Origin of the sequence: Psychroflexus sp. ALD_RP9 (assembly GCF_017311165.1) — a bacterium.
Taxonomy (GTDB): domain Bacteria; phylum Bacteroidota; class Bacteroidia; order Flavobacteriales; family Flavobacteriaceae; genus Psychroflexus.
In genome coordinates this window covers 81,726-108,534 of sequence record NZ_CP062973.1, presented here as the reverse complement: position 1 = coordinate 108,534, position 26,809 = coordinate 81,726, and the positions used below count along the sequence as shown (strand labels likewise).

Sequence of the window (26,809 nt, the reverse complement as noted above, 5' to 3'; positions counted from 1 at the left end):
CTTACCACAATTGTTTGGCCTCATTTTTTAAGAAAGCTAAACCAGTCATACTAGGAGATTCTTTTTCAAGTAATTCGGTTAAAATATATTCGCGTAATTTTTGACTGTCGGTAATTTTTTCGCTCATTGTAGATTGTCTAATTAGAGATATTGTTGCATTTTTAGAAGCTCTAATTGCTTGCCAACATTTATCAGAAACATAAATTTGTTGCACTAAATTATGCTCAAACTCTTGTTCAATAGTTGCTACTAACAAATTTTCATAATCAAATTTATTGTCGCCTGTAGGTTTAACACGCTGTAGTAAACTACCTGGATTAATACGCTCTAAAAACAAAGTTAAACGTTCATAGGCTTGAATTCTTACAGGTAAGGCCTCTTTTTTTAAAGCTTTTAGATTATCATTATATTGAATTTCTTTTAAAAAGTCGGTATGCGTTTTAAAAAAATAGTAAGCAACACCACCAACAACTAGTGTTGGGAGTAAAATCATTATAAGAGTTTCAATACTTGGCATAAAATTTTAATTTTCTTCAAATATATTAAACAAAATAAGATGCTAAAGTGCGCTGATAATTAAATTTGTTTCTGTTATTTTTGAAATTTAAACTACTGAAAAACAAATATCTTTTGCAAGACTATATTGATCAATTAAATGAAGCCCAGCGAGAAGCTGTTTTACAAAAAGACGGTCCAATGATTGTAATTGCTGGTGCTGGTTCAGGTAAAACACGTGTTTTAACCTTTCGCATAGCACATTTGATGCATCAAGGTGTTGATGCTTTTAATATTTTGGCTTTAACTTTTACCAATAAAGCGGCTCGAGAAATGAAAAATCGTATTGCCCAAATTGTTGGAAGCAATGAAGCCAAAAATCTCTGGATGGGAACCTTTCATTCTGTTTTTGCTAAAATATTGCGCATTGAAGGTGATAAACTAGGCTATCCTTCAAACTTTACGATATATGATTCTAACGATTCTCAGCAATTAATGCGGAGCATTATTAAAGAAATGAATCTGGATAAAGATATCTATAAATATAAACAAATTTTATCTCGTATCTCATCCTTTAAAAATAGCTTAATTACAGTTAAGGCTTATCGTAATGATTACGATCTTCAAGAAGCTGATGCAATGGCTAAGCGCCCAAGAATGGGTGATATATATCAAGAGTATGTTGAGCGTTGTTTTAAAGCAGGCGCAATGGATTTTGATGATTTATTATTAAGGACCAACGAACTGTTAACAAGATTTCCGGATGTTTTGGCTAAGTACCAACAGCGCTTTAAATATATATTGGTAGATGAGTATCAAGATACCAATCATTCCCAATATTTAATTGTAAGAGCCTTAAGCGATCGCTTCCAAAATATTTGTGTTGTTGGTGATGATGCCCAAAGTATTTATGCCTTTAGAGGCGCAAACATCAATAATATTTTAAACTTTCAACGTGATTATGATGAGGTTAAGTCATTTCGTTTAGAGCAAAACTATCGGTCGACTAAAAATATAGTTCAAGCAGCCAATTCTGTAATTGATAAAAATAAAACTAAGCTTGAAAAAGTTGTTTGGACAGAAAATGAACCTGGATCGAAAATTCATGTCAATCGCTTAATGAACGATGCTGAAGAAGGCCGTTTTGTGGCTAGTTCTATTTTTGAAAAACGTATGCAAAATCAGTCTAAAAATGGTGATTTTGCTGTGCTTTACAGAACAAACGCTCAGAGTCGTGCTATTGAAGACGCTCTGAGAAGAAAAGATATTCCTTATCGAATTTATGGCGGCTTGTCATTTTATCAACGGAAAGAAATTAAAGATGTTTTAGCTTACTTAAGAATAATTGTTAATCCTAAAGATGAAGAAGCTTTAAAGCGAGTTATTAATTATCCAACACGTGGTATTGGTCAAACAACGATGGATAAACTTACGCTTGCAGCTAACCATTATAAACGAAGTATCTTCGAAATTATAGAGCATATTGACAAACTCGATTTAAAAATAAACAAAGGAACCAAAACAAAGCTTGTCAATTTTATAAATATGATTAAAAGCTTTCAAATTTCAGCTAAGCAGGAAGATGCTTTTTATATGACTGAATTGGTAGCAAAAAAATCAGGTTTACTTCAAGAATTTAAAAAAGATGGCACACCCGAAGGTATTGCTAGATTAGAAAATATAGAGGAATTGATTAATGGTGTGCAAGACTTTGTCGAAGGACAAAAAGAATTAGTTGATGCCACAGGTTCGCTGACTGAATTTTTAGAAGATGTTGCCTTAGCAACCGATATGGATAAAGATATTGGCGATGAAGATCGAGTTGCTTTAATGACGATACACTTAGCTAAAGGTTTAGAGTTTCCATATGTCTATATTGTTGGTCTTGAAGAAGATTTATTTCCTTCGGCTATGAGTATGAATACGAGGAGCGAACTCGAAGAAGAACGCCGATTGTTTTATGTTGCCCTAACTCGTGCTGAAAAAGAAGCTTATTTAACCTATGTGATTTCACGTTATCGATGGGGAAAATTAATAGATGCAGAGCCAAGTCGTTTCATTGAAGAAATTGATGAAAGTTTTTTAGATTTTATGGTGCCTAAAGACGATTATAAATTTAAATCTTTTATTGATCGTGATATTTTTGATGATGATGTAGATAAGTCTAAATTAAGACAAGAAAAACCAAAAAAGGCTACACCACCGCCAAGTCATAAACCAACCGAACAGCAGCTTCGTAAGCTTAGAAAGTTGAAACCAGAAGGCAAAACAATCTCAAAACCAGCGAAACCAGTTAATTTAAAAGCCGGTGATTTAGTTGAACACGAGCGTTTTGGTCAAGGTACTGTGATTGAAGTTAATGGTGCAGGACTTGATGCTAAGGCTTCAATTAATTTTAATTCTAGTGGTGTTAAAAACCTCATTTTAAAATTTGCTAAACTTAAAAAATTATAAATGTTAAGTGTAAATAAACTTATAGTTGCAGCTTTATCTTTATTTAGCATCGCATTATTGACAATGACATTTTTTTTACCAGAAGAGTCAGAAGTCAATAAGCTCTTACATTATTACGACTTTGGTTTATGTATAGTTTTCTTTTACGATTTTTTAAAGCAGTTTATTAATAGTGACCAAAAGCTAAAGTATTTTTTTACCTATGGTTGGCTAGATTTATTATCCTCAATTCCTGTTATAGCTGAATTTAGATACGTAAGAATCTTTAGAATTTTTAGAGTCTTAAGAATTATTCAATCTTTTAGAATGTTAGTGAAGTTTATTCGTTCTAATAGAGTGGCAAGTTTATATGGCCTTATTATTTTTATGGCTGTAACAATTATGATAATCACTTCAACTTTAGTGTTATATTTTGAAAAAGATAGCGGTAATATTAAAACCGCTGAAGATGCGTTGTGGTGGAGTTATGTAACCATTACAACTGTTGGTTATGGCGACTTTTATCCAGTTACTTCAATAGGAAAGTTACTTTCAGGTATTTTAATTTTAACCGGAATTGCTTCTTTTGGAGCTGTAATTTCTTATATTACAGGCAGAGTAGACACAATAAAAGCAAAAGGTAAACATCATTAGATATGGCAGAATATGTAAAACTATACGAAGAAAATCCGTCTGAAAAAATACTAGATAAAATTACAAAGGTACTTAAAAATGGCGGTTTGGTTATTTATCCTACAGATACAGTATATGGTTTAGGTTGCGACATAAATAACAACAAAGCACTAGAAAAAGTAGCAAGACTTCGAGGTATAAAACTTGAAAAAGCTAACTTTTCATTTATTTGCCATGATTTGAGTAATCTGTCAGAATATGTTGCGCAAATACCAGCCAATACATTTAAGATTTTAAAACGAAATTTACCAGGACCTTATACGTTTATTCTGCCTGGCAATAATAATTTACCTAAAGTTTTTAAGAAGAAAAAAACGGTCGGGATTCGAGTACCAGACAATTCTATTGCTAAAGCAATTGTAGAAAAATTAGGTAATCCCATTATTTCAACATCAATAAGAGATGAAGACGACCTCGTTGAATATACTACTGATCCTGAATTGATTTTTGAGAAATGGCAAAAACATGTTGATTTAGTGATTGATGGTGGTTATGGTGATAATACAGCTTCTACCGTAATAGACTTAACTCAAAATGAACCTATATTGGTTAGAGAAGGAAAAGGTTCAATAGAGATTTAATCAACTTAAATTGAATCATAAAAAAAGCCTCATTATTACAATGAGGCTTTTTTATTAATTTAAGAGAAGTAGTTTACATACCGCCTTCCATCTTTTCTTTAGTTTCTTCGGCTTTTTCTTCCATAGCTTCAGCGCCTTCTTCTACAGCTTCTTTAGCTTCTTCAGCACCTTCTTCCATAGTTTCTTCTACCTTTTCAGCGCCTTCTTCCATAGTTTCTTCTACTTTTTCAGCGCCTTCTTCCATTTTATCGCCAGCCTTATCCATAGTTTCTTCAACTTTGTCCTCAGACTTTTCGGCTTTTTTTTCTGTACAGCTAACAGTTCCAAGAACTAAAGCAGTTGCAACTCCTAATGTTAAAAATGTCTTTTTCATGTTTACTATTTAATTGTTAAGTTGCAAATATATTTTAATTGTTAAAACAATCAAAAATTATCAGGGTTATTTATAATTTTCTGAGACCTACTGATGTGATTTTCAAGCGTTGATTTGTTCATTTTCTTAAGAAGACTCATCATCATATTCATTCTTGGGTTATTTTTAAACTCATCTTGCTTTTCATGTAGAAAATTCCAATAAAGGTTATTGAATGGACAAGCTTCTTCACCTTCTTTAGCTTTTACTTTGTAATGACAAGATTTACAATAGTTACTCATTTTGTTTATGTAACTACCACTAGAAACATAAGGTTTTGTAGCAACTATTCCACCATCAGCAAACTGACTCATACCGCGTGTATTTGTTAATTCTACCCATTCAATGGCATCAATATATACACCTAAGTACCAAGCATCAACTTCGTCTGGATTGGTCATGGTTAAAAGTGCAAAATTGCCTAAAACCATCAATCGCTGTATATGGTGAGCATAAGCGTTATCTAAGCTGGCATTGATAGATTGGCTCAAGCACTTCATTTTAGTTTTACCTGTCCAATAAAATTCAGGTAGTTTATTATTATTGTTTAATGCGTTTTTCGAAGCATAATCTGGCATTTCTTTCCAGTAAATACCTCGCATGTATTCTCGCCAACCTAAAACTTGTCTAACAAAACCTTCAACTTGAGAGATATCTATTTGGTCTTGATGTTGATGGTAATGTTTAATTACAGCATTATTAACTTCATTAGGTGATAACATTTTTGAGTTTAAGGCAAATGAAAGCCTTGAATGAAATAACATATTTTCATCGGTATGCATGGCATCTTCATAATCACCAAAATGGGGTAGTAGATACTTGCAAAAGAAATCTAACACATCTAATGCTTCTTTTCTAGAAGTTGGCCAAGTAAAATTCTTTGCTTCTATACGGCCGAAATGCTTAATCTCACTTTTGTTAATTTGATTAACAAGGTTACTAACATCTTTTTTAAATTTTTTATATGGAGGAACTTCAACCTGTCCAGACCACTTTTTTCGATTGCTTTTGTCGTAATTCCATTGACCTCCAACTGGCTGTTGGCCATTCATTAATAAGCCATGTTTTTTACGCATATCTCTGTAAAAATACTCCATGACCATTTCTTTTTTTCCTTCAAAAAACTTAGTTATGTCGTTTCTTTTGGTATAAAAATGTTCTGTGTCTTTACAGTTAGAGTCTATGTCTAGTTGTTTACAAAATGATTTTAGTTTTTCGTCTAAACGAAATTCATCAGGTAAAAGATATTCAAAATTACTTATTTGATGTTTTTTTATGATTGAGGAAAGGTTTTTTTCAAGAGACTGTTTATTTTCCTCATCATCAATCTGATAATAAATAACTTCATGGTTATTTTCTTTAAGATGATGAGCAAAATTGCGCATGGAAAGGAAGAATCCAACAATTTTTTGAATGTGATGTTTAACATAGCTGGTTTCTTCTTTGGTTTCAGCCATAAAATAAATAACATTCTCTGATGTATTGTTAAACCATGAATGATTATAATTGAGCTGATCGCCTAAAATGAGTCGTAATGTTTTCATTTAAAATAAGTTTTCTTGTAACCAAGTTCTTTGGTAAGTTCCGTTAGAGTCGTAGCGTTCAGCTTGACGTCTAATGTTAAATTTTCTATCGCGTGGATCATTTCCAACACCGCTATTATACATCCAATTGCCCCAATTGCTATGCACATCATAATCAATTAACATAGCTTCAAAATAGGCTGCTCCCTTTCGCCAATCTTGTTGCCACTCTTTTGCCCAATAGCTATTTACATTTTGTCGTCCGCGATTACTCATAAAACCAGTTTTACCTAATTCTATCATGTTAGCGTTTACAAAATCTTCGGGTGTTTGGCCGTTAATCCATTGTTTAAAAGCTTTTTCATGATTATTCCACTTGTAATCTTTATTTAAAATTCCACCTAATTTAAAAATTGAATTTCCATATTTAAGTGAAATATACTTGAAGTAATCACGCCAAATGAGTTCAAAAATCAACCAGTAAGTGTCCTGATTTTTTTTGATTTCTTTTTCGAATTTTTTGACTTGATGATAAATTGAAACTGCCGAAATAGAACCATTAGCTAACCAAGGTGAAAATTTAGAACTGTAATCTGTCCCTAATAACCCATTTCTGGTTTTCTTATAATATTGTAACTTTTTTGTCTTCCAAAAGTAATTGTTTAGCCTTTCCCAAGCGTTTTTTTCACCACCTTTAAAAGGAAATGCTGTTCTAGAATCTACTTTAAAATTGTCTAAGCCTAAATCATTAAGTGAAGGTATTTTTGATGTAAAATTAATGAAATGAGCATGATCTTGAGCATGAGGTATAGGTAGCTCAGCTCTTACTTTACTTTGCTTTTCGCAGGCTTTTCTAAACTGTGTGAAAACTTCAGGAATATGTTTAAAATCATTAAACGGAATATCTTCAGGATGAAATAAAAATTGATTGTAAGTAGAATTTAGTTTAATCTCAGGGTGAACTTTCTTAATTTCACTTTCCACTTTTTTTTCTTCTGAAGTCCATTCTTTTTGAAAGAAAATTTCTTCAATTTCAAAATCATGCTGAAGTTGATGAATCGCTTGCTCTGGAGTTTCAGTTGAAGTGTATAAACCTATGTTTAAATTATTTAGTTCTTGATGAAGACATTTAACACTCTCAATTAAAAATTGAGCTCTAAATTTTTCTGTTTTTTTAAATCCGTATTTGGTTTCCTCATAATGCCTTGGATCGAAAGCATAAAGTGCTATCAAAGGCAGATGAGACTTCATTGCATTAGTTAATACATGATTATCACGAACTCTTAAATCGTTTCTAAACCAAACTAAGTTGACTTTTTTTCTGTTCTGCATCGTTTGCTACAATATTTTACGTTTTCCCAATTTTTTTCCCATTTTTTTCGCCATGTAAATGGCCTACCACAGGTTAAACAAATTTTTTCAGGTAAATGGGTTTTTTTATGAGCCATTAAAAATTTATTCTAAATTTTTATGTGGTTTTGCATAGCTTAAACGTTTTATTAATTTAGTTTCAACATAAGCGTCAAGACCTATGCATGCTGTTGATTTCAGTTTTGAAACGTCAAGCCAGCCATCTTTTTCTTGAGCTCTGTCATCATAAATCAGGTGTTCTATTTCTCCAATGATCAGGCGACACCCATTTTCTTCGATTAAATATGAATTTGTATAACTACAAGCAATTTTCAATGCTGAACTCTTCACAAAGGGTGCTTCAAATTCTTTGATAAATTCTTTTTCGATGTTTAGTTCATCAAATTCAGACGTATTGGCTTCATATTTTGCTGAGGTTTGGTGAGCGCACTCTATTAAATCATAAGGTATTTGATTTATTGTAAATTTTTTCTGATCTAAAATGTTTGTGTAAGTATCTCTTCTAACAGTTGTCGGACGCAATATAAAACCTAACATTGGCGGGTTACTGCCAATATGCATAACCGAATTAAAGATGGCTAGGTTAGTAGTTCCTGAATTATTTTTTGTACCGATTAAATTAACAGATTTAATTCCACTACATGAGTTAATTAAGTTAGCTCTGTAGCGAGATTCGAGTGCATTTAAATCTGATTTATTAAGATGTTTCATAAAAAAAGCCGATAAAATTACCGGCTCAATTTAAATATTGTTTAATGTTTTTGTGTTAAAAAATAAACAAAATTATGGTGTTTCGTCTAATAGTGGATAATCGGTATAACCTTTTTCACCAGGAACATAAAAGGTATCTGAATCCCAATCTTGCAAATTGGCATTTTTTTCAAAACGAATAGGTAAATCAGGATTTGAAATGAATAACTTTCCAAAAGCAACCATATCAGCATGGCCATTTTCGATAATTTTATTTCCAGATTCTTGAGTAAAACCAGAATTAATCATTAAATTTCCATTATACAGAGGTCTAAAATGTTCAGCAATGTTAGTCACTAAATAGTCGATATCGCTTACATCATTGAATGGTTCAGATAAATGTAAATATGATAAATTGTAATCATTTAATTTTTTTACAATATATTCAAAAGTTGGTATAGTTTCTTCATCAGCTTCCATACCAAAGATTCCATTAAGCGATGGGTTTAATCGTACACCAATTCTATTTTCAGGAACAAAAACTTTAACAGCATCTAAAACTTCAAATAAGAAACGAGTTCTGTTTTCTTTATTTCCGCCGTATTCGTCGGTCCGTTTGTTAGACGACCTATTAAAAAATTGATGAAATAAATATCCATTAGAGGCGTGAATTTCAACACCATCAAATCCAGCTTCAATTGCATTTCTAGCTGCAAATTTAAAATCTTGAACGGTTTGTTTTACCTCTTCAGTTGTCATGGCTTTTGGCTCAACAGTATCTTTAAAGCCTTCTGGAGTATAAGATTGAGAATGAGGATTTACTGCGCTTGGTGCCAAAGGTTTTTTTCCATTATGAAAATCAGGGTGAGACATACGACCAACATGCCAAAGTTGAATAAAAATTTTTCCGCCCTTTTCATGTACAGCATCAGTTACTTTTCGCCAACCTTCAATTTGTTCTTTATTATGAATTCCTGCAGTATTTATGTAACCTACAGCTCTTTCAGAAACTTGAGCACCTTCACTGATTATTAATCCAGCACTTGCCCGTTGTGTGTAATATTTTACATGTATGTCGGTTGGTGCATTAACATCATTATCGGCACGACTTCTAGTCATCGGCGCCATAATAACACGATTTTTAAGTTCTAAGTCTCTTAGTTTTATTGGTTTTAATAATTCTTGAGTTTGGTTCATCTTAATTTTTTGTGTAAAGTTAATTGAGTAGGTTTTGAAGTCGTGTTAATCTCTTTGTAAAAATCCTTAATTTATCTTGAAGATTTTTTGTTAAGTTTGGGCAAAATTGAGATTAATGAAAATAGGATTAATTAAAGAACGTAAAACTCCACCAGATAGGCGTGTTGTTTTTACACCCGAACAAGTAAATCAACTTCAGCAAGAATACCAACTTAAATTTGTTGTGGAACCTTCAGATATCCGCATATTTTCTGATAAAAGCTATCAAAAAAATAATTGTGAATTAAGTAGTGATTTAAGTGACTGCGATGTTTTGTTAGGTGTAAAAGAAGTTCCGATTGAGGCTTTAATACCTCATAAATCTTATTTTTTCTTTTCACATACCATTAAAATGCAGCCTTATAATCGCAATTTGTTAAAGGCCATTCTTGATAAAAAAATCACTTTATACGATCATGAAGTTATTACCAAAACTAATGGTTCACGATTAATAGGTTTTGGGAGATATGCAGGTTTAGTAGGTGCTTATAACGGTTTTAGGGCTTTAGGTTTAAGAGATAATTTATTTAATTTACCTAAAGTTGAGCATCTGGACGATTTAAGTGCTGTTAAACAAGCGCTTGATCAAATCAAGTTACCTCAAATAAAAATTTGTTTAACAGGAAGTGGAAAAGTGGCTCAAGGAGCAAAAGAAATTTTAGATCATTTAAAAATTAAATCAGTCGGCGTCGAGGCTTTTTTAAGTGAAAATTTTGCAGAACCTGTTTATTGTAAAATTGATGTTTTAGATTATAATAAACCTAAGTCTACCTATAAAGATGAAGTTTCTAAGTCTCATTTTTTTAAACACCCTGAACATTATGAAAGTGATTTTATGCGTTTTGCTGAAGTAACCGATTACTTTATTGCAGGTCACTTTTATGGAGAAGGTGCACCTTATTTGTTTACTAGAGAAGATGCTAAATCGCCTCAATTTAAAATTAATTTGGTAGCCGATGTAAGCTGCGATATAGATGGACCAGTGGCTTCAACGATTAAGCCATCAACTATTGCAAATCCATTTTATGGCTATCATCCTATGTCTGAAAGCGAAGTTGAATTTAATCATCCAGAAGCAATTACTGTAATGGCTGTTGATAATTTGCCATGCGAATTGCCTAAAGATGCTAGCGAAGGTTTTGGTGAAATGTTTGCTGAACATGTAATTCCAGCTTTTTTTAATGACGACAAAGAAGGTATTTTAGAGCGTGCTAAAATGACAGAGAATGGTCAGTTAACATCTAAATATGCCTATCTTGAGGATTTTGTTAATGAATAGATATTACTAATTTAATTATAAAAATCTATTATTTTTAAATTAGTTATAACGTAAACTTATAGCTTATCTTTGTACAAAAAAGATTATGAGATTTCATACAAGAAAATGGGTAAAACCAGAAGATTTAAATCCTAATGGAACTTTATTTGGTGGTCGATTGCTAGAATGGATAGACGAAGAGGCTGCATTATATTCTATTATTCAACTTGAAAATCAAAAAACAGTAACTAAATTTATTAGTGAAATAGATTTTCAAAGTTCGGCTGTTCAAGGAGATATTATAGAAATTGGTATTGAAGTAGTTAAATTTGGTAAAGCCTCACTAACTTTAAAATGTGAAGTCAGAAATAAAATGACTCGACAAACTATTATAAAAGTCGACCGAATAGTTATGGTGAGTTTAGATGAAAATGGTAAAGCAAAACCTCACGGTAAAACTGAAGTTGAATATGTTAAAAACCGTTTAGCTGACGATTAAGATTTTGGTAAATATTTTTTGTCGGCGTAGAATGGACCGAATGGTAAAACTGAGCATAAAACAATAACCATAAAAGTTTTAAATTTCCAGTTTAATTTTTCATACATATAATAGGCACCAATAATGTAAAGTACAAATAAAATACCATGAGCCATACCAACAACTCTTACATATTCTGGCATATCATACATATATTTTAAAGGCATCGCAATGCCAAGAAGTACTAAAAATGAAATAGCTTCTAGATAACTTAATATTTTAAAGGCTTTTATCATGATGCGTTCGTTTGATTAGAAAATATAATTTAAATTTACGCTTACAAAATTAGCCATTTTTAATGATAAGAAACTTAAAATCTACCTAACCTATGAAAATTTTAGTAACTGGCGGCTTAGGCTTTATCGGTTCACATACTGTAGTTGAATTACAACAAAAAAAGTTTGAAGTAATTATTATTGATAACTTGTCAAATTCCTCGATAGACGTTCTAGATGGAATTACAAAAATAACAGGGAAAACACCAGAATTTCACAATTTTGATTTACGTGATAAAGAAAAAACCAACGCATTTTTTAATAATCATCAAGATATAAGTGGTATTATTCATTTTGCAGCTTCAAAAGCGGTTGGAGAAAGTGTTGTAAATCCTTTGCTTTACTATGAAAATAACATTAACACATTAGTCTATTTATTACAAGCACAAACTCAATTACCGCAAGCTAATTTTATCTTTAGCTCATCATGTACCGTTTATGGCGAAGCTGATGAGTTACCAATTACTGAAGATGCTCCTGTAAAACAAGCAGAATCACCTTATGGTAATACGAAACAAATCGGTGAAGAAATAATTTTAGACACAACAAAAACCAAAAGTAATTTTAAAGCGATTGCTTTGCGTTATTTTAATCCTATTGGCGCTCATGAGTCTGCAGAAATAGGTGAATTACCAATAGGGACACCACAAAATTTGGTGCCTTACATAACACAAACTGCAGCTGGTATTCGTGAAGAATTATCAATTTTTGGAGACGACTATCCAACTGCAGACGGTACGTGCATACGTGATTATATTCATGTAGTCGATTTAGCTAAAGCTCACGTAGTTGCCCTAGAACGCCAATTACAAGGCAATTGTAAATCCAATTTTGAAGTCTTTAACTTGGGAACAGGTAAAGGCAGTTCTGTAAAAGAAGTGGTCGAAACATTTGAGCGTGTTACAAACCAAAAGCTTCCTCATAAAATAGTAAGTAGGCGAGAAGGCGATGTTGTAGCAGCTTATGCTAACACTCAAAAAGCTAAAAATGAATTAGGTTGGGAAACTAAATTAACACTTGATGACGCCTTAAAAAGCGCTTGGAAATGGCAATTAAAATTGCAGTCTTAGTTAATATTGCTCGTTTTCGTTAGGAAAATCTTGCGACTTTACATCCTTTTTGTATTGTTGAAGTGCACTAGTCATTTCAGAATGTAAATCTGCATAACGACGTAGAAAACGTGGGCTAAATTCTTTATTCATACCTAACATATCATGAATTACTAAAACTTGACCATCAACGCCACCACCAGCACCAATACCAATTACAGGAATGTTAATGCTTTCTGCAACTTCTTTTGCTAATTTAGCGGGAACTTTTTCTAAAACCACAGCAAAACAACCTATGCGTTCAAGCATTTTAGCATCTTCTTTAAGTTTTTCTGCTTCATATTCTTCTTTAGCTCTAACCGTATAAGTCCCAAACTTGTAAATTGATTGAGGTGTTAAACCTAAATGACCCATAACAGGAATTCCAGCTTTTAAAATACGTTTAATAGAGTCTTTAATTTCTTTTCCACCTTCTAATTTTACTGCATGAGCACCACTTTCTTTCATAATTCTAATAGCACTTCTTAGGGCTTCTTTTGGGTCACTCTGGTAACTACCAAAAGGTAAGTCTACAACCACTAAAGCTCGTTTTACAGCTCTAATAACACTCGAAGCATGATAAATCATTTGATCAAGCGTAATAGGCAAAGTAGTTTCATGACCAGCCATAACATTAGAGGCAGAATCGCCAACTAAGATCACATCAATTTCAGCATGATCGACAATTTGCGCCATTGTGTAATCATAAGCGGTAATCATCGAAATTTTATCGTTATTCGATTTCATATCGATTAATGATTTTACAGTGACTCTTTTATATTGTTTTTTTGCTGTAGACATTGTATTAAATTTAATTGTGTGTAAATTTAGCCAAATTATTAGGAATATAAACTTCAACTTATGAATATCGTTTTATTTGACGACCATTATCGAAACAATTTTTTGCCATTAACCTATACAAGACCAATTGCTGATTTACGGATTGGGATTTTAAAAATTGCCGAAAAGTTTCAGCATTATTTTCCGTCAGCTTCTACATTATACCAAACTGAAGATTATCTTCAAAACAAGTTTAAAAACCTTAAATCTGGCGAATGCCTTTACCTTAACAGCCGATTTTTACCAACTGAAAATTATGTTAAACAGCTTCAAAACTTAGGTCCTAATAAAGCCTTAAAATACAAAAATAATGTTTTAGCTTATTATGCTAATCCAGTTGAAGATTTTGAGCTCAGTAGCTATAATTCTATTTCAGTTGATTATGACGGTATTTATATTGAAGATATATGGGATTTATTTGCTAAAAATCATGAAGCTATTTTAGCAGACTTTGCATTATTAACACGACATAAAACTTCGCAAGACATACCAGAACACGCTTATACAGATAAACCTGAGCAAATTTTTATTGAAGAAGGTGCAGAAATTCATAACGCTACTTTAAATGCTTCAGAAGGACCAATATACATTGGTAAAAATGCTGTCTTAATGGAAAATACGTCAGTTCGTGGGCCATTTGCTTTGTGTGACCATTCAACTTTAAAAATGGGTGCAAAAATTTATACTGGTACGACTATTGGACCACATTCTAAGATCGGTGGTGAAGTTAGTAACTCGCTTATTCAGGGCTATTCGAACAAAGGGCATGATGGGTTTTTAGGAAATTCGGTTATTGGTGAATGGTGTAATTTAGGTGCTGACACCAATACCTCTAATCTCAAAAATAATTATGCATCTGTTAAGTTGTGGAGTTATGAAGCCAACCGTTTTAAAAATACCAACTTACAGTTTTGTGGTTTAATTATGGGTGATCACTCTAAATGTGGTATTAATACAATGTTTAATACTGGAACAGTGGTTGGTGTATCTGCTAATATTTTTGGTTCTGGTTTTCCACGAAATTTTATTCCGAGTTTTTCTTGGGGTGGAAGTCAGGGCTTTAAAACCTATAAATTAGATAAGGTGTTTGAAGTTGCCGATGTGGTAATGCAACGCCGTAACCTTAATTTAACCGATATCGACCGCCAGATACTGCAACACATTTTTGATAAAAGTGCTCAATTTAGGCGTGATTAATTTTTCTCTATGTACATGCGTTGGTATGTTGGTTGAAGTGATTGATTTTCAAACAATAACTCACTTGAACGCTGAAATAATGGCATGCTTGGTTTACCTTCGGTTAAATCAAGCCCCATTTCTTCTAAAGCGCGATTGAGTAATGGTTCGTTTTGATTACCAATAACACCAAGATTGGTATAATCTTCATTTAGAGTTATGTCAGGAGCTAATCCTTCAAAATAGTCGGTTACACCATTAGCATTAGCTGTTTTTAAAATAAGTGGTTGTATGGCATAAAAATGATTAATGCTTGCACCATCACGTCTAAAATTTGCTGAATCGTATAAGGTAACAGAGCCTTCAAATTTACCAACTGTTGTTTGCCCTATTTGAACAACATTAATATAGGGCTTTAAGGCATTAATCACTAACTCACTTGCAGACGCCGTCGAAAAACCTGTTAGGATATAAACGCGATTTAGGTTAAGACTGTTAATATTTGCACCAGTTCTTATTTGGTTGTCGAATCGTAATTCTTCATCATTAAAATTATCATTGTAGTGTTCAAAGGCAAAAATTTCACCTTCAAACTGACCTGTAACCATTGAAGCTAAATCTTTTGCTGTTTCTATACTTCCGCCTGAATTATAGCGTAAATCAAGAATAAGTTCATCTATATTTTCAGACTTAAAGTTAGCAAAAACCGTATTCAGCTGACTGTCAAAATTACTTCTAAAAGCATTATACATCAGGTAACCAACTTTGGTATTGTCTACTTCAATTACTTCAACTGAGTAAATAGGGTTTTCGGTTAGCTGAATTTTAGATAAACTAATTTCGGTCGATAGTGATGATAATTCAGTACCATCAAATTCAGCTAAACCTATTGTGTAATTGTTTCCACCAAAAAGCGAATTAAAATTAGTATTTGGTGTTAAAGTTTCTCCATTTACGCGATTAAATAGCATACCTCGTTCAATACCTGCTTCAGAAGCAGGCGAGTTGGGTACAACATATCTTACAAATCCAAAAACTGAATTTGAATCAGAAATATTAACTAAACCAAATTGCATGCCTGTAGTAAAATTAATACCATCAAGACTGTTTTCAAGATCGACATAATTATCAACAATAATTGAGAACCGATCTTGTTGGGCTAATAAATCATTAAATAAACCTTCAGGAGTTGCAAAACTGTTTAAATAATTAGCGTAAGCTTCATTAGTAGTAAAAGAATCGTCTGCTAGGTTTGGAGAATCAGGCTTGTATAAGTAAAAAGCATTCATGGCTTTCCATATAAAATCATTTATCTCAAGGGTTGATGCAGGAGTAATAACATCATCTAAGTCGTCTTGACAACTTGAAATTGTAAAACATACCAAAAGACCTATTGCAATTTTTTTTAGCATAACTGATTTATTAAAAGTTCCTAAATTTATAAAATAATTGTAACAAATCTGAAAATCATTCGTCGAGATAATGAAGTCTAACCAAAACAAAATGAGCGCAGAGTTGTTTATGCACCAAATAGAACCTATGCAAGCTAAGTTATTTAGATTAGCTAGAAGGTTGCTAGTTTCTCCAGATGCTGCTAAAGATGCCGTTCAAGATGTAATGGTAAAACTTTGGGAAAAACGATCGCAACTTGCTGATAAATCAAATTTAGAAGCATTTGCAATGACCGTTACTAAAAACCATTGTTACGACCAATTGAAGTTAAAGCGTAATCAAAATGTAAGTTTAACACATGAAAATTTTGAAGATGAAGACAAAACCATAGAAGAAGTCATTGAAACACAAGATGAAGTTAAAAAGTTAAATAATTGTATTGCTGCTTTGTCGGTTAATTACCGTACAATAATTCAACTTCGCGATATAGAAGCTTACAGTTTTGAAGATATTGCAGGCATTATGGAAATGAGCGAAACCAATGTTAGGGTAACTTTGTCAAGGGCAAGAAAGGCTTTAATAAAACAAATGAAAACACAACAATCATGAAATTAGATATCACTAGAATAAGGTTGCTAATTGCTAAATATGAAAATGCTGAAACTAGTTTACAAGAAGAGCAAGAGTTGTATAATTACTTTCTAGAAAACGAAGCTATTCCTGAAGATTTAAAAGTATATCAACATATATTTTTAGGGTTTAATCAGCTTAAAAATCAGAATTTAGAACAAGAATTAAACCAGGTTGAAATGACTGATAAATCAAATTCTAAATATGTATGGTACAAAATTGCTGCAGCATTAATTATAGCTTTAATCACTTCAGTATTTATATTTAATTCAAATCAATTATCAACCCAAGAAGAACGTGAAGCAAGAAAAGCCTTAGCACAAACTGTAGCTATATTAAAGGCTGTATCTTCTGAAATTAATCAAAACACCGAAAAATTAAAGTACATCAATAAATTTAAATCTTCAACAAACAAATATTTAAAATAATAAATTATGAAAACAATATCAATTTTAATAGCCATGAGTGTAACAATGTTAACAAGCTCTATGATGGCTCAGGATTTTTCTCAATTTGAGAATAAAAAAGGAATTACATCTGTATTAGTTACCAAACAAATGTTTAAGTTAATGAGTAAATTAGACTTGCAAAGTCAAGATGAAGATATGCAAGATTACATCAAATTAGTCGAAAACTTAGAAGATATTAAGATTTTTATTAGTCAAAATCAAACAACTAAAAACAGCTTAAAAGCCGAGGTTGATAATTATTTGGCCAACACAAAGCTTGATTTACTTATGAAAGTAAATGATGATGATAATCAAGTTGTTTTTTATGTAAAACCAGGAAAAACAGACGATTTGGTTAATCAACTCTTCATGTACGTTAATAGTGGCAATAGTAACGACTCTGAAACCGTTGTGATGTTAATTAATGGTCTAATAGATTTGAATGAAATTTCTAAACTTACAAGTCAACTTGACGTTCCAGGTGCAGAATCGCTTGAAAATTTAAAAAACAAGAAAAATAAATAACCATGAAACATATAATCACAACATTTTGCTTATTGATTTTAGTCTCATGTTCAAACAAACAAAGTTTACAAGAGTATTTAATATCTAAAGATAAAGATGCTAATTTTAAAACAATGAGTGTAGCAACCGATTTATTGGTGCCCAATATTGAAGAGTTATCGGCTAAAGAACAAGCAACTTTGAAAAAAATTAAATCGATTAATGTTGCTGCTATGATAAAAGATACAATTAATCAAGTAGCATATGAAGATGAAACCAGAAAAGTTGAAGCTATTCTAGATCATTCAACCTACCAAACACTAATGAAAATGAATGCTGATGATAAAGGCATGAACTTATTATATATTGGTGATGACAATAAAATTGATGAAGTTGTTTTTTATGGAAAAAGTGATGAAGCTGGAATGTTGGTAGCACGTTTAAATAGTCGGGATTTAAAACCAAATGATTTAGCTAAACTCTTAAGTATGGCAGATAAATTAGATATGTCGCAAGTCGAAAATTTCACAAAAAATTTAAAATAAATTATAGTAAATAAAAAAAAGCCAGTAGAAATACTGGCTTTTTTGTTAAATCTTAGTTATTTAAACTGATATAGGATAGCATATAATCTTAAACTATTAATTTCAAACTAAAAAGTTATGGATTATATAGATATCATTTTGAAATTAATTATTGCACTAGGAATTTTTAATGTTTGGTTGATAAGGTATAACAAGCCTACTAAATGGCGAGGTGCTGAGGCTAAAAATATGGCTGATGAATTTAAAGCTTACGGATTACCTAGTATTGCAGTGCCATTTATTGGAGGTTTAAAAGTCTTAGCTGCTATTGGATTAATTTTAAGCTTTTGGTTTCCAGAAATTGAACTTTATTCTGCATTAGTTATGAGCATTTTGATGATAGGTGCAATTTCTATGCATGTAAAGATTAATGATGAGCTTAAAAAATCATTACCAGCATTTTTAATGTTGTTGCTATCTATTTTAGTTATATTAATAAATTAAATTATTTTTTTTCAAGTGTAGGCTGATCTACAATGGGTCTATTTTCTCTATTAGCAAGTTCCCAAGCAGTATGAAAAATAAGTTTAGTTCTTTTAGCTAATAAATCGTATTCAATTTTTTCTGCTGTGTCAGTTGAACGATGATAATCTTCATGAACACCGTTAAAGTAAAAAATAATCGGTATGTCATATTTAGCGAAATTGTAATGATCACTTCTATAATAAAATCGATTAGGATCGTTCTTAGCATTAAATTTATAATCTAAATCTAGATTTGTAAATTTTTTATTAGCCTTTTCAGAAATATTGTGTAATTCGGTACTTAAACGATCACTTCCTATAAGGTAGATATAATTATTGTTATTTTTATGAGCCTTGTCACGGCGACCAATCATATCGATATTTAGATTAGCAATAGTTTGCTTTAATGGATATATCGGATTTTCAGAATAATATTTAGATCCGAGTAAGCCTTTTTCTTCAGCAGTAACATGTAGAAAAATGATACTTCTTCGAGGTGCGTATCCTTCATTCTTAGCTTTCATAAATGCCTCAGCTATTTCCATTATAGCAACAGTTCCAGAGCCATCGTCGTCAGCACCATTATAAACTTTTCCATTTTTTGTGCCTAAATGGTCATAATGAGAGGTTAATACTAAATATTCATCAGGAAGTTCATCACCTTTAATAATTGCAATTACGTTTTCGCTATCAGCAAACTTATTATTGAAATAACTAGAACTTATTTCTTGAAAGTACGGTGTTTCGTCTAAATCACCACCCGAAATATTTAAACTGATATAAAAGTCTTTTAAATAATTAGCCGCTTTTTTTTGACCCTCAGTACCGGTTTCACGACCTCCAAAATCATCAGAACTGAAAACAGTTAAATAATCATTTAAATCGTTAGCTGTAATTGTTTTAGCAAATTTGAGTTGAGATTTATCTGTCGATTGCGATTTAGTTGTCTTGCAAGAGATAATTAAAACAAAAAAAAGAGAAAAGTATAAAAATTTCATAGGTCTATTTTAGTGCTAATATAAATCAAACCATTTAGAATGGCTAATATCACCTTTTGTTATTTATAAATTGCTGATATACAAAGTATAAATTTGCGATGTTTTTGTTTCATTTCAGTAATCATAAAAAATATCAAAAAATTCTTTTGTGGATTAAAATAAGCTTATATATTTGCACCCGCAACTGGAGAAATGGCAGAGTGGTCGAATGCGGCAGTCTTGAAAACTGTTGAGGGTCACACCTCCGGGGGTTCGAATCCCTCTTTCTCCGCAAGCCCCATTTTTTAAATGGGGTTTTTTATTGGGCATAATTAGCATAAAATTTCTCATAGCTTTTTATCTTTTTGTGCCCTTTTTTACATTTTGTTGACCTTCACTCGAATCTAATTCTCTACATTTGCCTAAAATTCCCTATAGTATGCGCAAATTACTTTTTTTTAGTTTTTTAATTTTTACACTTTATAATCTTAATGCCCAAGTTATCATTAATGAGCTTGATGCTGATACTGAAGGAGTAGATGACAAAGAGTTTATCGAATTAAAAACACCAAACCCAAATACACCTTTAGACGATTTCATTGTTGTCCTTTTTAATGGCTCTTCAAGTGGTGGCGATTCAAGTTATTACACTTATAGCCTTGATGGATTAGAGACAGATTTTAATGGCTTATTAGTGCTTGGCGGCCCAGAGCTAGATCCTGCACCTAATGTTTTACTACCAATAAACGTTTTTCAAAATGGCGCTGATGCCGTTGCCATATACCAAGGTGACGAATTTGATTTTCCGAATGTAACATTAGCTACAACCAATAACCTTATCGATGCATTAGTTTATGATACCAATGATTCAGATGATTCTGATTTAATGAACTTATTGGGTGTTCAAATGCAGATTAATGAAGACGAAAATAATAATAAGGATTTTGAATCTATACAACGTAATAATGATGGCTCATGGTTTGTAGCAACTCCTACGCCTCGTGTACCTAATGATGGCAGTGGAATAACTCCAATTTTTATAGATGTTGATGTATCTAGCACCAATATCAATGAGTCAGAAAGTTTTAATATTACCTTCACTACAAATGAAGTCTTGACTCAAGATTTAACTTTAAATTTTACTCTTGCAAACGCTGGTTTTAATCAGGCAGACTACACAGGCGATACTTCAGTAACAATAAGTTCTGGTTCATCTACTGAAATGCTTACCATTCAAACTGTTGATGATAATCTTGATGAAGGAGATGAGTTTGTCAACATACTAATTTCAGAGCCAGTAGCACCCTATGTTTTAAACGCGAACAACATTGAAGTTATCGTAGTTGATAATGATTTTCAAGTTGCTAATTATGGTACACCATTAAACCCAACTTATAATGTTGTTTCAAGCACAGCTCCAGAAAACTATTATGCTAGTATTGAAGGTTTAAGCGGTCAAAGTTTAACAGACGAATTGCAAGCAATTATTGCTGAAGAAGGTGTTGTTAAAACACATTCTTATGCTGATATTTATTTCATTTTAGAAGAAGCAGATGTTAGTCCTTTAAATAGCAATAAAGTTTGGCTAATTTATTCAGAAATTGATAAGCCTATTTATGAAAAACAAACTGGTTCGGCTAGTATAGATAAATGGAATCGAGAGCACGTTTTCCCAAGGTCTAAAGGAGGCTTTTTTAGTATTGATGACGATGATATTGCTAATGGTATTAATGTTTTCTGGAATACCACGGCCGATTCACTTCGTCATGGTAATTCAGATGCACATCACCTTAGACCAGCTTTATCTACAGAAAATAGTAGTCGAGGCAATCAAAATTTTGGTGAATATGTAGGCCCAACAGGAAACCAAGGTAGCTTTAAAGGTGATGTTGCTAGAGCAGTTTTTTATATGCAAATTAGATACAACGGTTTAGAGGTTGTTAATGGGTTTCCAACAACTGCTAATGTAGGCCAAATAGGTGATTTACAAACCTTATTAGATTGGCATGAGTTAGATCCGCCAGACGATTATGAAATGAATCGTAATAACGTGATTTATAATTGGCAAACTAATAGAAATCCTTTTATAGATAATCCTGAACTCGTCGATTATCTTTGGGGCGATAAAATTGGTCAAGCTTGGGATAGTTCATTATCAACAAATTCAACTGAAATCGATAATGTTAAACTCTATCCAAACCCTTCAACTGGTCGGTTTACCATTTTAACTCAACATGCGTTTTCAAAACTTAACATATTTAATGTTAATGGTCAACTTGTTTATCAATCCGAGGTCAATTCAGCTAAAATTACACTAAATCCAAATTTATCTAAAGGTGTTTATTTTGTACAACTAAATTCAGAAGAAAAAAGTCATAAAATCAAATTAATCGTACGATAAAATTGTAACTTTTACATTAAAATTGTGTCTAATTTTAAGACATGGAGGCAAGTTACAAAAAGTACATTTTAAATTTTAAACGACCGAGCGGTACCTCTCGAGGTGTGTTAAAGACCAAAGAAACCTGGTTTGTTAAAATTGAAGATGAAACAGGTTTTGGTATTGGTGAATGTGGCATTTTACGTGGTTTAAGCATAGATGATGTTCCTGAATTTGAAAATAAATTAAAATGGGCTTGTGAAAACATAAATTTAGGTCTTCATCAGCTTTGCAGTCAGTTGAAGTTATTTCCTTCAATTAAATTTGGGCTAGAAATGGCTTTTAAGTCATTAAAAAGTCAAAAACCATTTTATTTATTCAATTCAAATTTTTATCATCATCAAGAAGGAATCACCATCAATGGCTTGATATGGATGGGCGATAAATCTTTCATGTTTGAACAAATTAAAGCTAAACTCGATCAAGGTTTTTCTTGCATAAAACTTAAAATAGGAGCCATAGATTTTCAAGCTGAGTTAGATTTGCTTGCTTATTTAAGATCTAAGTTTTCAGCTGAAGTTTTAGAGCTTAGAGTTGATGCTAATGGTGCATTTAAACCAGAAAATGCACTATCAAAGTTAAATAAATTAAGTCAGTTTAAACTTCATAGTATCGAGCAACCTATTAAACAAAATCAATGGCTTGAGATGTATAATTTATGTAGAAATACGCCATTACCAATAGCTTTAGATGAAGAGTTAATTGAGGTTGTTGATACAACCAATAGAATTAAGTTGTTAGATGAAGTAAAACCACAATATATTATTTTAAAGCCTAGTTTAGTTGGCGGATTTGCAGACACATCAGAGTGGATTAAACTTGCTGAAACTCGTAATATAGGCTGGTGGATAACAAGTGCTTTAGAAAGTGATATTGGTTTAAATGCAATTGCGCAATTTGCAAGCACTTTTCAGCTCGATAAGCCTCAAGGTTTAGGCACTGGAAGTCTTTATACAAATAACATCACATCACCATTAGAAGTTAAAGGTGAAAAACTGTTTTATAATTCTACATTGAAATGGAAAACTCCACAAATTTAAATTCTTCAAATTTTATAGGTCAGGCTCGTCAAGGTAATTTGGGTTATTGGAAATATTTAGTGCCATCAATTTTGTTCTTTGGGTTCATGGGCCTAAACATTTTAACAGTTTTACTTTTAGACATAGACCAAGCTCAATTAATTAAAGATCAGATTGATCGTGTTGGAGCCAATTGGGCATTTGTAATTACAGTTTCTCCTTTAGCTGTGTTCTGTCTATTATTATTAGTTTATGTAAAGCATGTTCACAAACAATCATTAATCTCTTTAACAACTTCAAGACCAAAAATTGACTGGTCGAGGGTTGGTTTTAGTTTTGCCGTTATATCTCTTTTAATTTTAGGTGCAACATTATATGATTATAATTCGAACCCTAGTAATTATGTAATTATTTTTGAACCAGTTCGTTTTTTTACTCTGCTTGTAATCGCCATTATTTTAATTCCATTACAAACTAGTTTTGAAGAATACTTATTCAGAGGTTATTTATTGCAAGGTGTTGGAAGCTTTTTTAAAAGTAGATTACTGGCTCTAATGTTAACTTCAATATTATTTGGTGTTATGCATATTGCAAATCCTGAAATTAACAAAATTGGTTATGTACTTTTAGTATCATATATTGGAACAGGTTTTTTTTTAGGAATAATTACATTAATGGATGAAGGTTTAGAGTTAGCTCTAGGTTTTCATGCTGCTAATAACTTGGTAACAGTTTTATTAGTTACTTCAGATTGGACAGCTTTCCAAACAAATTCAATTTTACGATATGTTGGTGAGCCGAACCAGATTTTAGATATTTTTATTCCCGTTTTAGTCATTTATCCTTTAATTATAATTGTATTTAGTAAAAAATATAAATGGTCTAATTGGAGACAAAAGCTAACCGGTAAAGCTTAGAAAACATCTATTTAACCAAAATTTAATACCTTAAAGCAGGCAATTTTTTAATATTGTATAATACATTGTTGCAATGAAAAAAGAATACTCATTTTTAGATATACATCCAGATTTTAAGTTGAATGGAACACATTACTCTGCTCAAGAGTTAAAATTAGTTGCATATAGCTTTATTAAAGAAGGTGAATTTTTTGAAGAGCAAATAGGTAACTTTCTGCTTGATTGGCTAAATGAAGATTACGACACGATAAAAATTAGGACTTCAGGATCTACAGGTCAACCTAAAGTTCATTATGTCGGAAAAGATAAAATGATTTCTAGCGCTTTAGCGACAGGTAAATTTTTTAAAGTAAAAGAGAATTCAACTGCGTTATTATGCTTACCAGCTCAATTTATAGCAGGCCGAATGATGCTCATACGTGCCATGATGTTAGGTTGGCATCTAGATGTGGTTAACCCAAATTCAGCACCACTTGAACAAGTGTTTAAACGCTATGATTTTTGTGCCATGACGCCGTTTCAACTTGACAACTCACTAAATCGACTTCACCTTATTAAAAAGCTAATTGTTGGTGGCGGTACAGTGTCTGAAAACTTAATTAATTTAATTCAAGGTCTAAGTACAAAAGTTTATGAAGTTTATGGGATGACAGAGACAGTCTCTCATGTTGCCGCTAGAAGGCTTAACCCTAAACGAACTGATGAAGGCGATTTTCAATTGAAACCCTTCAAAGCTTTACCAAAAATAAGTTTCGGTCAAGATGATCGTAACTGCTTAATAATTCGTGCTCCACAGATTGTTGATAAACCACTAATTACTAATGATATTGTTGATTTAGAAACATATAAAAAATTTTATTGGAAAGGTAGGTTTGATAATGTTATAAATACTGGTGGTATAAAAATTTTTCCTGAAGTTGTCGAGAGAAAACTACAAACGATTATCACGCAAAGGTTTTTTTTAGCAGGTATTCCAGATGATGCTTTAGGAGAAAAATTAATTTTATTTGTTGAAGCACCACATTCAGACCAGTTTTTAAGTGATTTAAAAGAAGGTGTAAATCAATTAAGTTCTCTTGATAAATTTGAACGTCCTAAACATATTTACCTAGTAAATAAGTTTGAGGAAACTGATAATGGTAAAGTACATCGTAAAAGAACTTTAGAAAATTTAATGAAATAATTAATTGATTATCTCAGTTTTATAGTAAAAGCTGAGATTATTAAGTTTAAATTTTTCATTGTTACCAATTTGAAGTTTAGTAAATTCTTTGGCTGAAACTTGAGTTCTTAATTTTTCATTGTTTACAATAACTTCAACTGGTAAAGTAAAGTTTTTTTCTTCTGATTGCCACTTAACCGTTACAGCATTATTTTCTCGCTTTATTAATAATGTTGGTAATTCCGCATAATTTAGATACTGACTAAAAATAGGGGCAAGGTTCATTTTCGTTTCATTTTCAAAAAAGTTAATTACATCATTAGTATTTGTTGTGGTGTGTTTAAAATTTTTGTGAAATTTTTTGATGGTTTTCCACCATAGCGCATCATTATTAATGGTATTTCTTATACTATGGAGCATATTTGCGCCTTTGTAGTACATATCTCCAGACCCTTCGGCATTCACACCGTAATCACCAATAATTGGTTGGTCATTTTGAACGTTTTGTCTTAAACCGACTAAATAAGCTTCTGCAGCTTCTTTTCCGTATTCACATTCAACAAAAACAGCTTCAGAATAGCTAGTAAAGCTTTCATGAATCCACATATCTGCAATATCAGCGGCTGTAATACTGTTACCGAACCATTCGTGACCAGATTCGTGAATAATGATAAAATCCCATTTTAAGCCAATGCCTGTTCCAGATAAATCTGTACCTCTGTAGCCGTTTTTGTAAGCGTTTCCATAGGCAACAGCACTTTGATGTTCCATGCCTAAATAAGGGCTTTCAACTAACTTAAAGCCATCTTCTTTAAAGGGATATTCACCAAATTTTTCATAAAAGCAGGCCATCATAGGTTTAACTTGTTCAAATTGCTTTTTTGCCGCTTCAAGATGATCTTTTAAGACATAATAATCTAAATCAAGATCATTAAATTGGTCCGAAAAATGTACATAATCTCCAATATTAATTGTGATGTTGTAGTTGTTGATAGGGTTTTCAACTTTCCATTTATAAGCTTTGTAGTTTTGATCGACTTTATATGATTTTATAAACCTACCATTAGATACCGCAACTAGGTGTTCAGGACACTCAATAATCATTTCAAGTCCTTCTGCTTCATCACTTAAATGGTCTTTGTTAGGTAACCATAAACTTGCACCAATGCCTTGTACTGCTAAACCAACAAAGTGATTGTTATTTTGATCTTTTTTAAAGACAAATCCGCCATCCCAAGGTGCATTTTTAGCAACTTTAGGGAATCCTGAAAAATGGAATTGAATTTCTTTCAATTCATTATTAGCTTGTAATTCAAATGGAAAATCAATAAAAACAGCATTAAATTCTCGTTTATATTGAAGTTTCTTTTGGTTAAAAACAACCGAATCTAGATTTATTTCTTCGAACAAGTCAATTTGGATTTTTTGTACAGGCTCTAAGACTCTAAATTGCATTTTATTTACTCCAGAAATATAACGTTTGTCTGGATTTACACGAACTTTAATCTTATACTTTTTAACGTCATAACTTGTTCGCTCAGGTCTTAAACTACCTCGTAAAGAATCAGCTTTGGTATATTCACTTCGATTGGCTGTTAAAGTTTGGGCTTTACTTGTAAAAGAAAGGAGTAAAAAACAAAAGATAAAGTATATTCGGCACAT

The 26,809-nt window shown here is 31.9% G+C and carries 28 protein-coding genes and 1 tRNA gene; 17 read left to right on the top strand and 12 right to left on the bottom strand.

Features of this window, described 5'->3' with window-relative positions:
• Position 1: 1 nt before the first annotated feature.
• Positions 2–517, bottom strand: a complete 516-nt coding sequence (locus IMZ30_RS00565) for a hypothetical protein (protein WP_242529672.1) — start codon at positions 515–517, stop codon at positions 2–4.
• Between the two features lie 113 nt (positions 518–630).
• Between IMZ30_RS00565 and IMZ30_RS00560 the strand changes: the two genes are divergently transcribed.
• The 3 genes from IMZ30_RS00560 to IMZ30_RS00550 are packed head-to-tail and all read left to right on the top strand — an operon-like array spanning position 631 to position 4,202.
• Positions 631–2,949: an ATP-dependent helicase gene (locus IMZ30_RS00560; protein ID WP_207038629.1), complete on the top strand. Its 2,319-nt coding sequence runs from the start codon at positions 631–633 to the stop codon at positions 2,947–2,949.
• A complete protein-coding gene (locus IMZ30_RS00555) occupies positions 2,950–3,582 on the top strand; it encodes a potassium channel family protein (protein ID WP_207038628.1) in 633 nt (210 codons plus the stop codon). It begins immediately after the preceding gene.
• Positions 3,583–3,584: 2 nt separating this feature from the next.
• On the top strand, positions 3,585–4,202 hold the full coding sequence (locus IMZ30_RS00550) for an L-threonylcarbamoyladenylate synthase (RefSeq protein ID WP_207038627.1): 618 nt from the start codon (positions 3,585–3,587) through the stop codon (positions 4,200–4,202).
• A gap of 73 nt (positions 4,203–4,275) precedes the next feature.
• On the opposite strand, the gene IMZ30_RS00545 is transcribed toward IMZ30_RS00550, so the two are convergent.
• From IMZ30_RS00545 to IMZ30_RS00520, 6 genes are all read right to left on the bottom strand, one after another.
• Positions 4,276–4,575, bottom strand: coding sequence for a hypothetical protein (locus tag IMZ30_RS00545; protein ID WP_207038626.1), 300 nt, complete (start codon positions 4,573–4,575; stop codon positions 4,276–4,278).
• 50 nt (positions 4,576–4,625) lie between these two features.
• Positions 4,626–6,158 carry a cryptochrome/photolyase family protein gene (locus tag IMZ30_RS00540; protein WP_207038625.1) on the bottom strand — a complete coding sequence of 511 codons (1,533 nt, stop codon included), beginning with the start codon at positions 6,156–6,158 and terminating at the stop codon, positions 4,626–4,628.
• Positions 6,159–7,469 (bottom strand): DASH family cryptochrome, encoded by a 1,311-nt coding sequence (locus IMZ30_RS00535; protein WP_207038624.1) that lies wholly within the window; start codon positions 7,467–7,469, stop codon positions 6,159–6,161.
• Positions 7,442–7,585 (bottom strand): DUF2256 domain-containing protein, encoded by a 144-nt coding sequence (locus tag IMZ30_RS00530; RefSeq protein ID WP_073191101.1) that lies wholly within the window; start codon positions 7,583–7,585, stop codon positions 7,442–7,444. The genes IMZ30_RS00535 and IMZ30_RS00530 overlap by 28 nt, the downstream gene beginning before the upstream one ends.
• Positions 7,586–7,592: 7 nt before the next feature.
• Positions 7,593–8,219 (bottom strand): flavin reductase family protein, encoded by a 627-nt coding sequence (locus IMZ30_RS00525; RefSeq protein WP_207038623.1) that lies wholly within the window; start codon positions 8,217–8,219, stop codon positions 7,593–7,595.
• 72 nt (positions 8,220–8,291) lie between these two features.
• Positions 8,292–9,395: an alkene reductase gene (locus IMZ30_RS00520; protein WP_207038622.1), complete on the bottom strand. Its 1,104-nt coding sequence runs from the start codon at positions 9,393–9,395 to the stop codon at positions 8,292–8,294.
• Between the two features lie 115 nt (positions 9,396–9,510).
• On the opposite strand from IMZ30_RS00520, the gene IMZ30_RS00515 reads away from it, so the two are divergent.
• Both IMZ30_RS00515 and IMZ30_RS00510 read left to right on the top strand, forming a co-directional pair.
• Positions 9,511–10,713, top strand: a complete 1,203-nt coding sequence (locus IMZ30_RS00515; protein ID WP_207038621.1) for an NAD(P)-dependent oxidoreductase — start codon at positions 9,511–9,513, stop codon at positions 10,711–10,713.
• A gap of 85 nt (positions 10,714–10,798) precedes the next feature.
• Positions 10,799–11,191 (top strand): acyl-CoA thioesterase, encoded by a 393-nt coding sequence (locus IMZ30_RS00510; protein WP_207038620.1) that lies wholly within the window; start codon positions 10,799–10,801, stop codon positions 11,189–11,191.
• Here the strand turns inward: IMZ30_RS00510 and IMZ30_RS00505 are convergent.
• On the bottom strand, positions 11,188–11,466 hold the full coding sequence (locus IMZ30_RS00505; protein ID WP_207038619.1) for a DUF3817 domain-containing protein: 279 nt from the start codon (positions 11,464–11,466) through the stop codon (positions 11,188–11,190). The two genes, IMZ30_RS00510 and IMZ30_RS00505, sit on opposite strands and share 4 nt — an antisense overlap.
• 92 nt (positions 11,467–11,558) lie before the next feature.
• On the opposite strand from IMZ30_RS00505, the gene galE reads away from it, so the two are divergent.
• Positions 11,559–12,575, top strand: coding sequence for a UDP-glucose 4-epimerase GalE (gene galE / locus IMZ30_RS00500; protein WP_207038618.1), 1,017 nt, complete (start codon positions 11,559–11,561; stop codon positions 12,573–12,575).
• On the opposite strand, the gene panB is transcribed toward galE, so the two are convergent.
• On the bottom strand, positions 12,576–13,394 hold the full coding sequence (panB, locus tag IMZ30_RS00495; protein ID WP_207038617.1) for a 3-methyl-2-oxobutanoate hydroxymethyltransferase: 819 nt from the start codon (positions 13,392–13,394) through the stop codon (positions 12,576–12,578).
• A gap of 60 nt (positions 13,395–13,454) precedes the next feature.
• Between panB and IMZ30_RS00490 the strand changes: the two genes are divergently transcribed.
• Positions 13,455–14,630 (top strand): GlmU family protein, encoded by a 1,176-nt coding sequence (locus IMZ30_RS00490; protein WP_207038616.1) that lies wholly within the window; start codon positions 13,455–13,457, stop codon positions 14,628–14,630.
• Here the strand turns inward: IMZ30_RS00490 and IMZ30_RS00485 are convergent.
• The gene (locus IMZ30_RS00485; protein WP_207038615.1) at positions 14,627–16,021 is read right to left on the bottom strand and encodes a S41 family peptidase; all 1,395 of its coding nucleotides are present in this window, start codon (positions 16,019–16,021) and stop codon (positions 14,627–14,629) included. The genes IMZ30_RS00490 and IMZ30_RS00485 overlap by 4 nt on opposite strands.
• A gap of 70 nt (positions 16,022–16,091) precedes the next feature.
• On the opposite strand from IMZ30_RS00485, the gene IMZ30_RS00480 reads away from it, so the two are divergent.
• The 5 genes from IMZ30_RS00480 to IMZ30_RS00460 all read left to right on the top strand — a co-directional run bounded on the left by IMZ30_RS00480 (position 16,092) and on the right by IMZ30_RS00460 (position 18,612).
• Positions 16,092–16,610, top strand: a complete 519-nt coding sequence (locus IMZ30_RS00480; protein WP_242529671.1) for an RNA polymerase sigma factor — start codon at positions 16,092–16,094, stop codon at positions 16,608–16,610.
• Entirely contained in the window at positions 16,607–17,059 is a 453-nt protein-coding gene (locus IMZ30_RS00475) for a hypothetical protein (protein WP_207038614.1), read from the top strand. Before IMZ30_RS00480 ends, IMZ30_RS00475 begins: the two co-directional genes overlap by 4 nt.
• Before the next feature lie 6 nt (positions 17,060–17,065).
• Positions 17,066–17,605, top strand: a complete 540-nt coding sequence (locus IMZ30_RS00470) for a DUF4252 domain-containing protein (RefSeq protein ID WP_207038613.1) — start codon at positions 17,066–17,068, stop codon at positions 17,603–17,605.
• Between the two features lie 2 nt (positions 17,606–17,607).
• Positions 17,608–18,129, top strand: a complete 522-nt coding sequence (locus IMZ30_RS00465) for a DUF4252 domain-containing protein (protein WP_207038612.1) — start codon at positions 17,608–17,610, stop codon at positions 18,127–18,129.
• Between the two features lie 117 nt (positions 18,130–18,246).
• Entirely contained in the window at positions 18,247–18,612 is a 366-nt protein-coding gene (locus IMZ30_RS00460) for a DoxX family protein (protein WP_207038611.1), read from the top strand.
• 1 nt (position 18,613) lies between these two features.
• On the opposite strand, the gene IMZ30_RS00455 is transcribed toward IMZ30_RS00460, so the two are convergent.
• Positions 18,614–19,630 (bottom strand): M28 family metallopeptidase, encoded by a 1,017-nt coding sequence (locus IMZ30_RS00455; RefSeq protein ID WP_207038610.1) that lies wholly within the window; start codon positions 19,628–19,630, stop codon positions 18,614–18,616.
• 186 nt (positions 19,631–19,816) lie between these two features.
• On the opposite strand from IMZ30_RS00455, the gene IMZ30_RS00450 reads away from it, so the two are divergent.
• The 5 genes from IMZ30_RS00450 to IMZ30_RS00430 all read left to right on the top strand — a co-directional run bounded on the left by IMZ30_RS00450 (position 19,817) and on the right by IMZ30_RS00430 (position 25,168).
• Positions 19,817–19,901: transfer RNA gene (locus IMZ30_RS00450), tRNA-Ser, on the top strand.
• 147 nt (positions 19,902–20,048) lie between these two features.
• Positions 20,049–22,010 carry an endonuclease gene (locus IMZ30_RS00445; protein ID WP_207038609.1) on the top strand — a complete coding sequence of 654 codons (1,962 nt, stop codon included), beginning with the start codon at positions 20,049–20,051 and terminating at the stop codon, positions 22,008–22,010.
• A gap of 41 nt (positions 22,011–22,051) precedes the next feature.
• Positions 22,052–23,089, top strand: coding sequence for an o-succinylbenzoate synthase (locus tag IMZ30_RS00440; protein WP_207038608.1), 1,038 nt, complete (start codon positions 22,052–22,054; stop codon positions 23,087–23,089).
• A complete protein-coding gene (locus IMZ30_RS00435) occupies positions 23,068–23,985 on the top strand; it encodes a CPBP family intramembrane glutamic endopeptidase (protein ID WP_207038607.1) in 918 nt (305 codons plus the stop codon). Before IMZ30_RS00440 ends, IMZ30_RS00435 begins: the two co-directional genes overlap by 22 nt.
• A 73-nt stretch (positions 23,986–24,058) precedes the next feature.
• The gene (locus tag IMZ30_RS00430; RefSeq protein WP_207038606.1) at positions 24,059–25,168 is read left to right on the top strand and encodes an AMP-binding protein; all 1,110 of its coding nucleotides are present in this window, start codon (positions 24,059–24,061) and stop codon (positions 25,166–25,168) included.
• On the opposite strand, the gene IMZ30_RS00425 is transcribed toward IMZ30_RS00430, so the two are convergent.
• Entirely contained in the window at positions 25,169–26,809 is a 1,641-nt protein-coding gene (locus IMZ30_RS00425) for a M1 family metallopeptidase (protein WP_207038605.1), read from the bottom strand.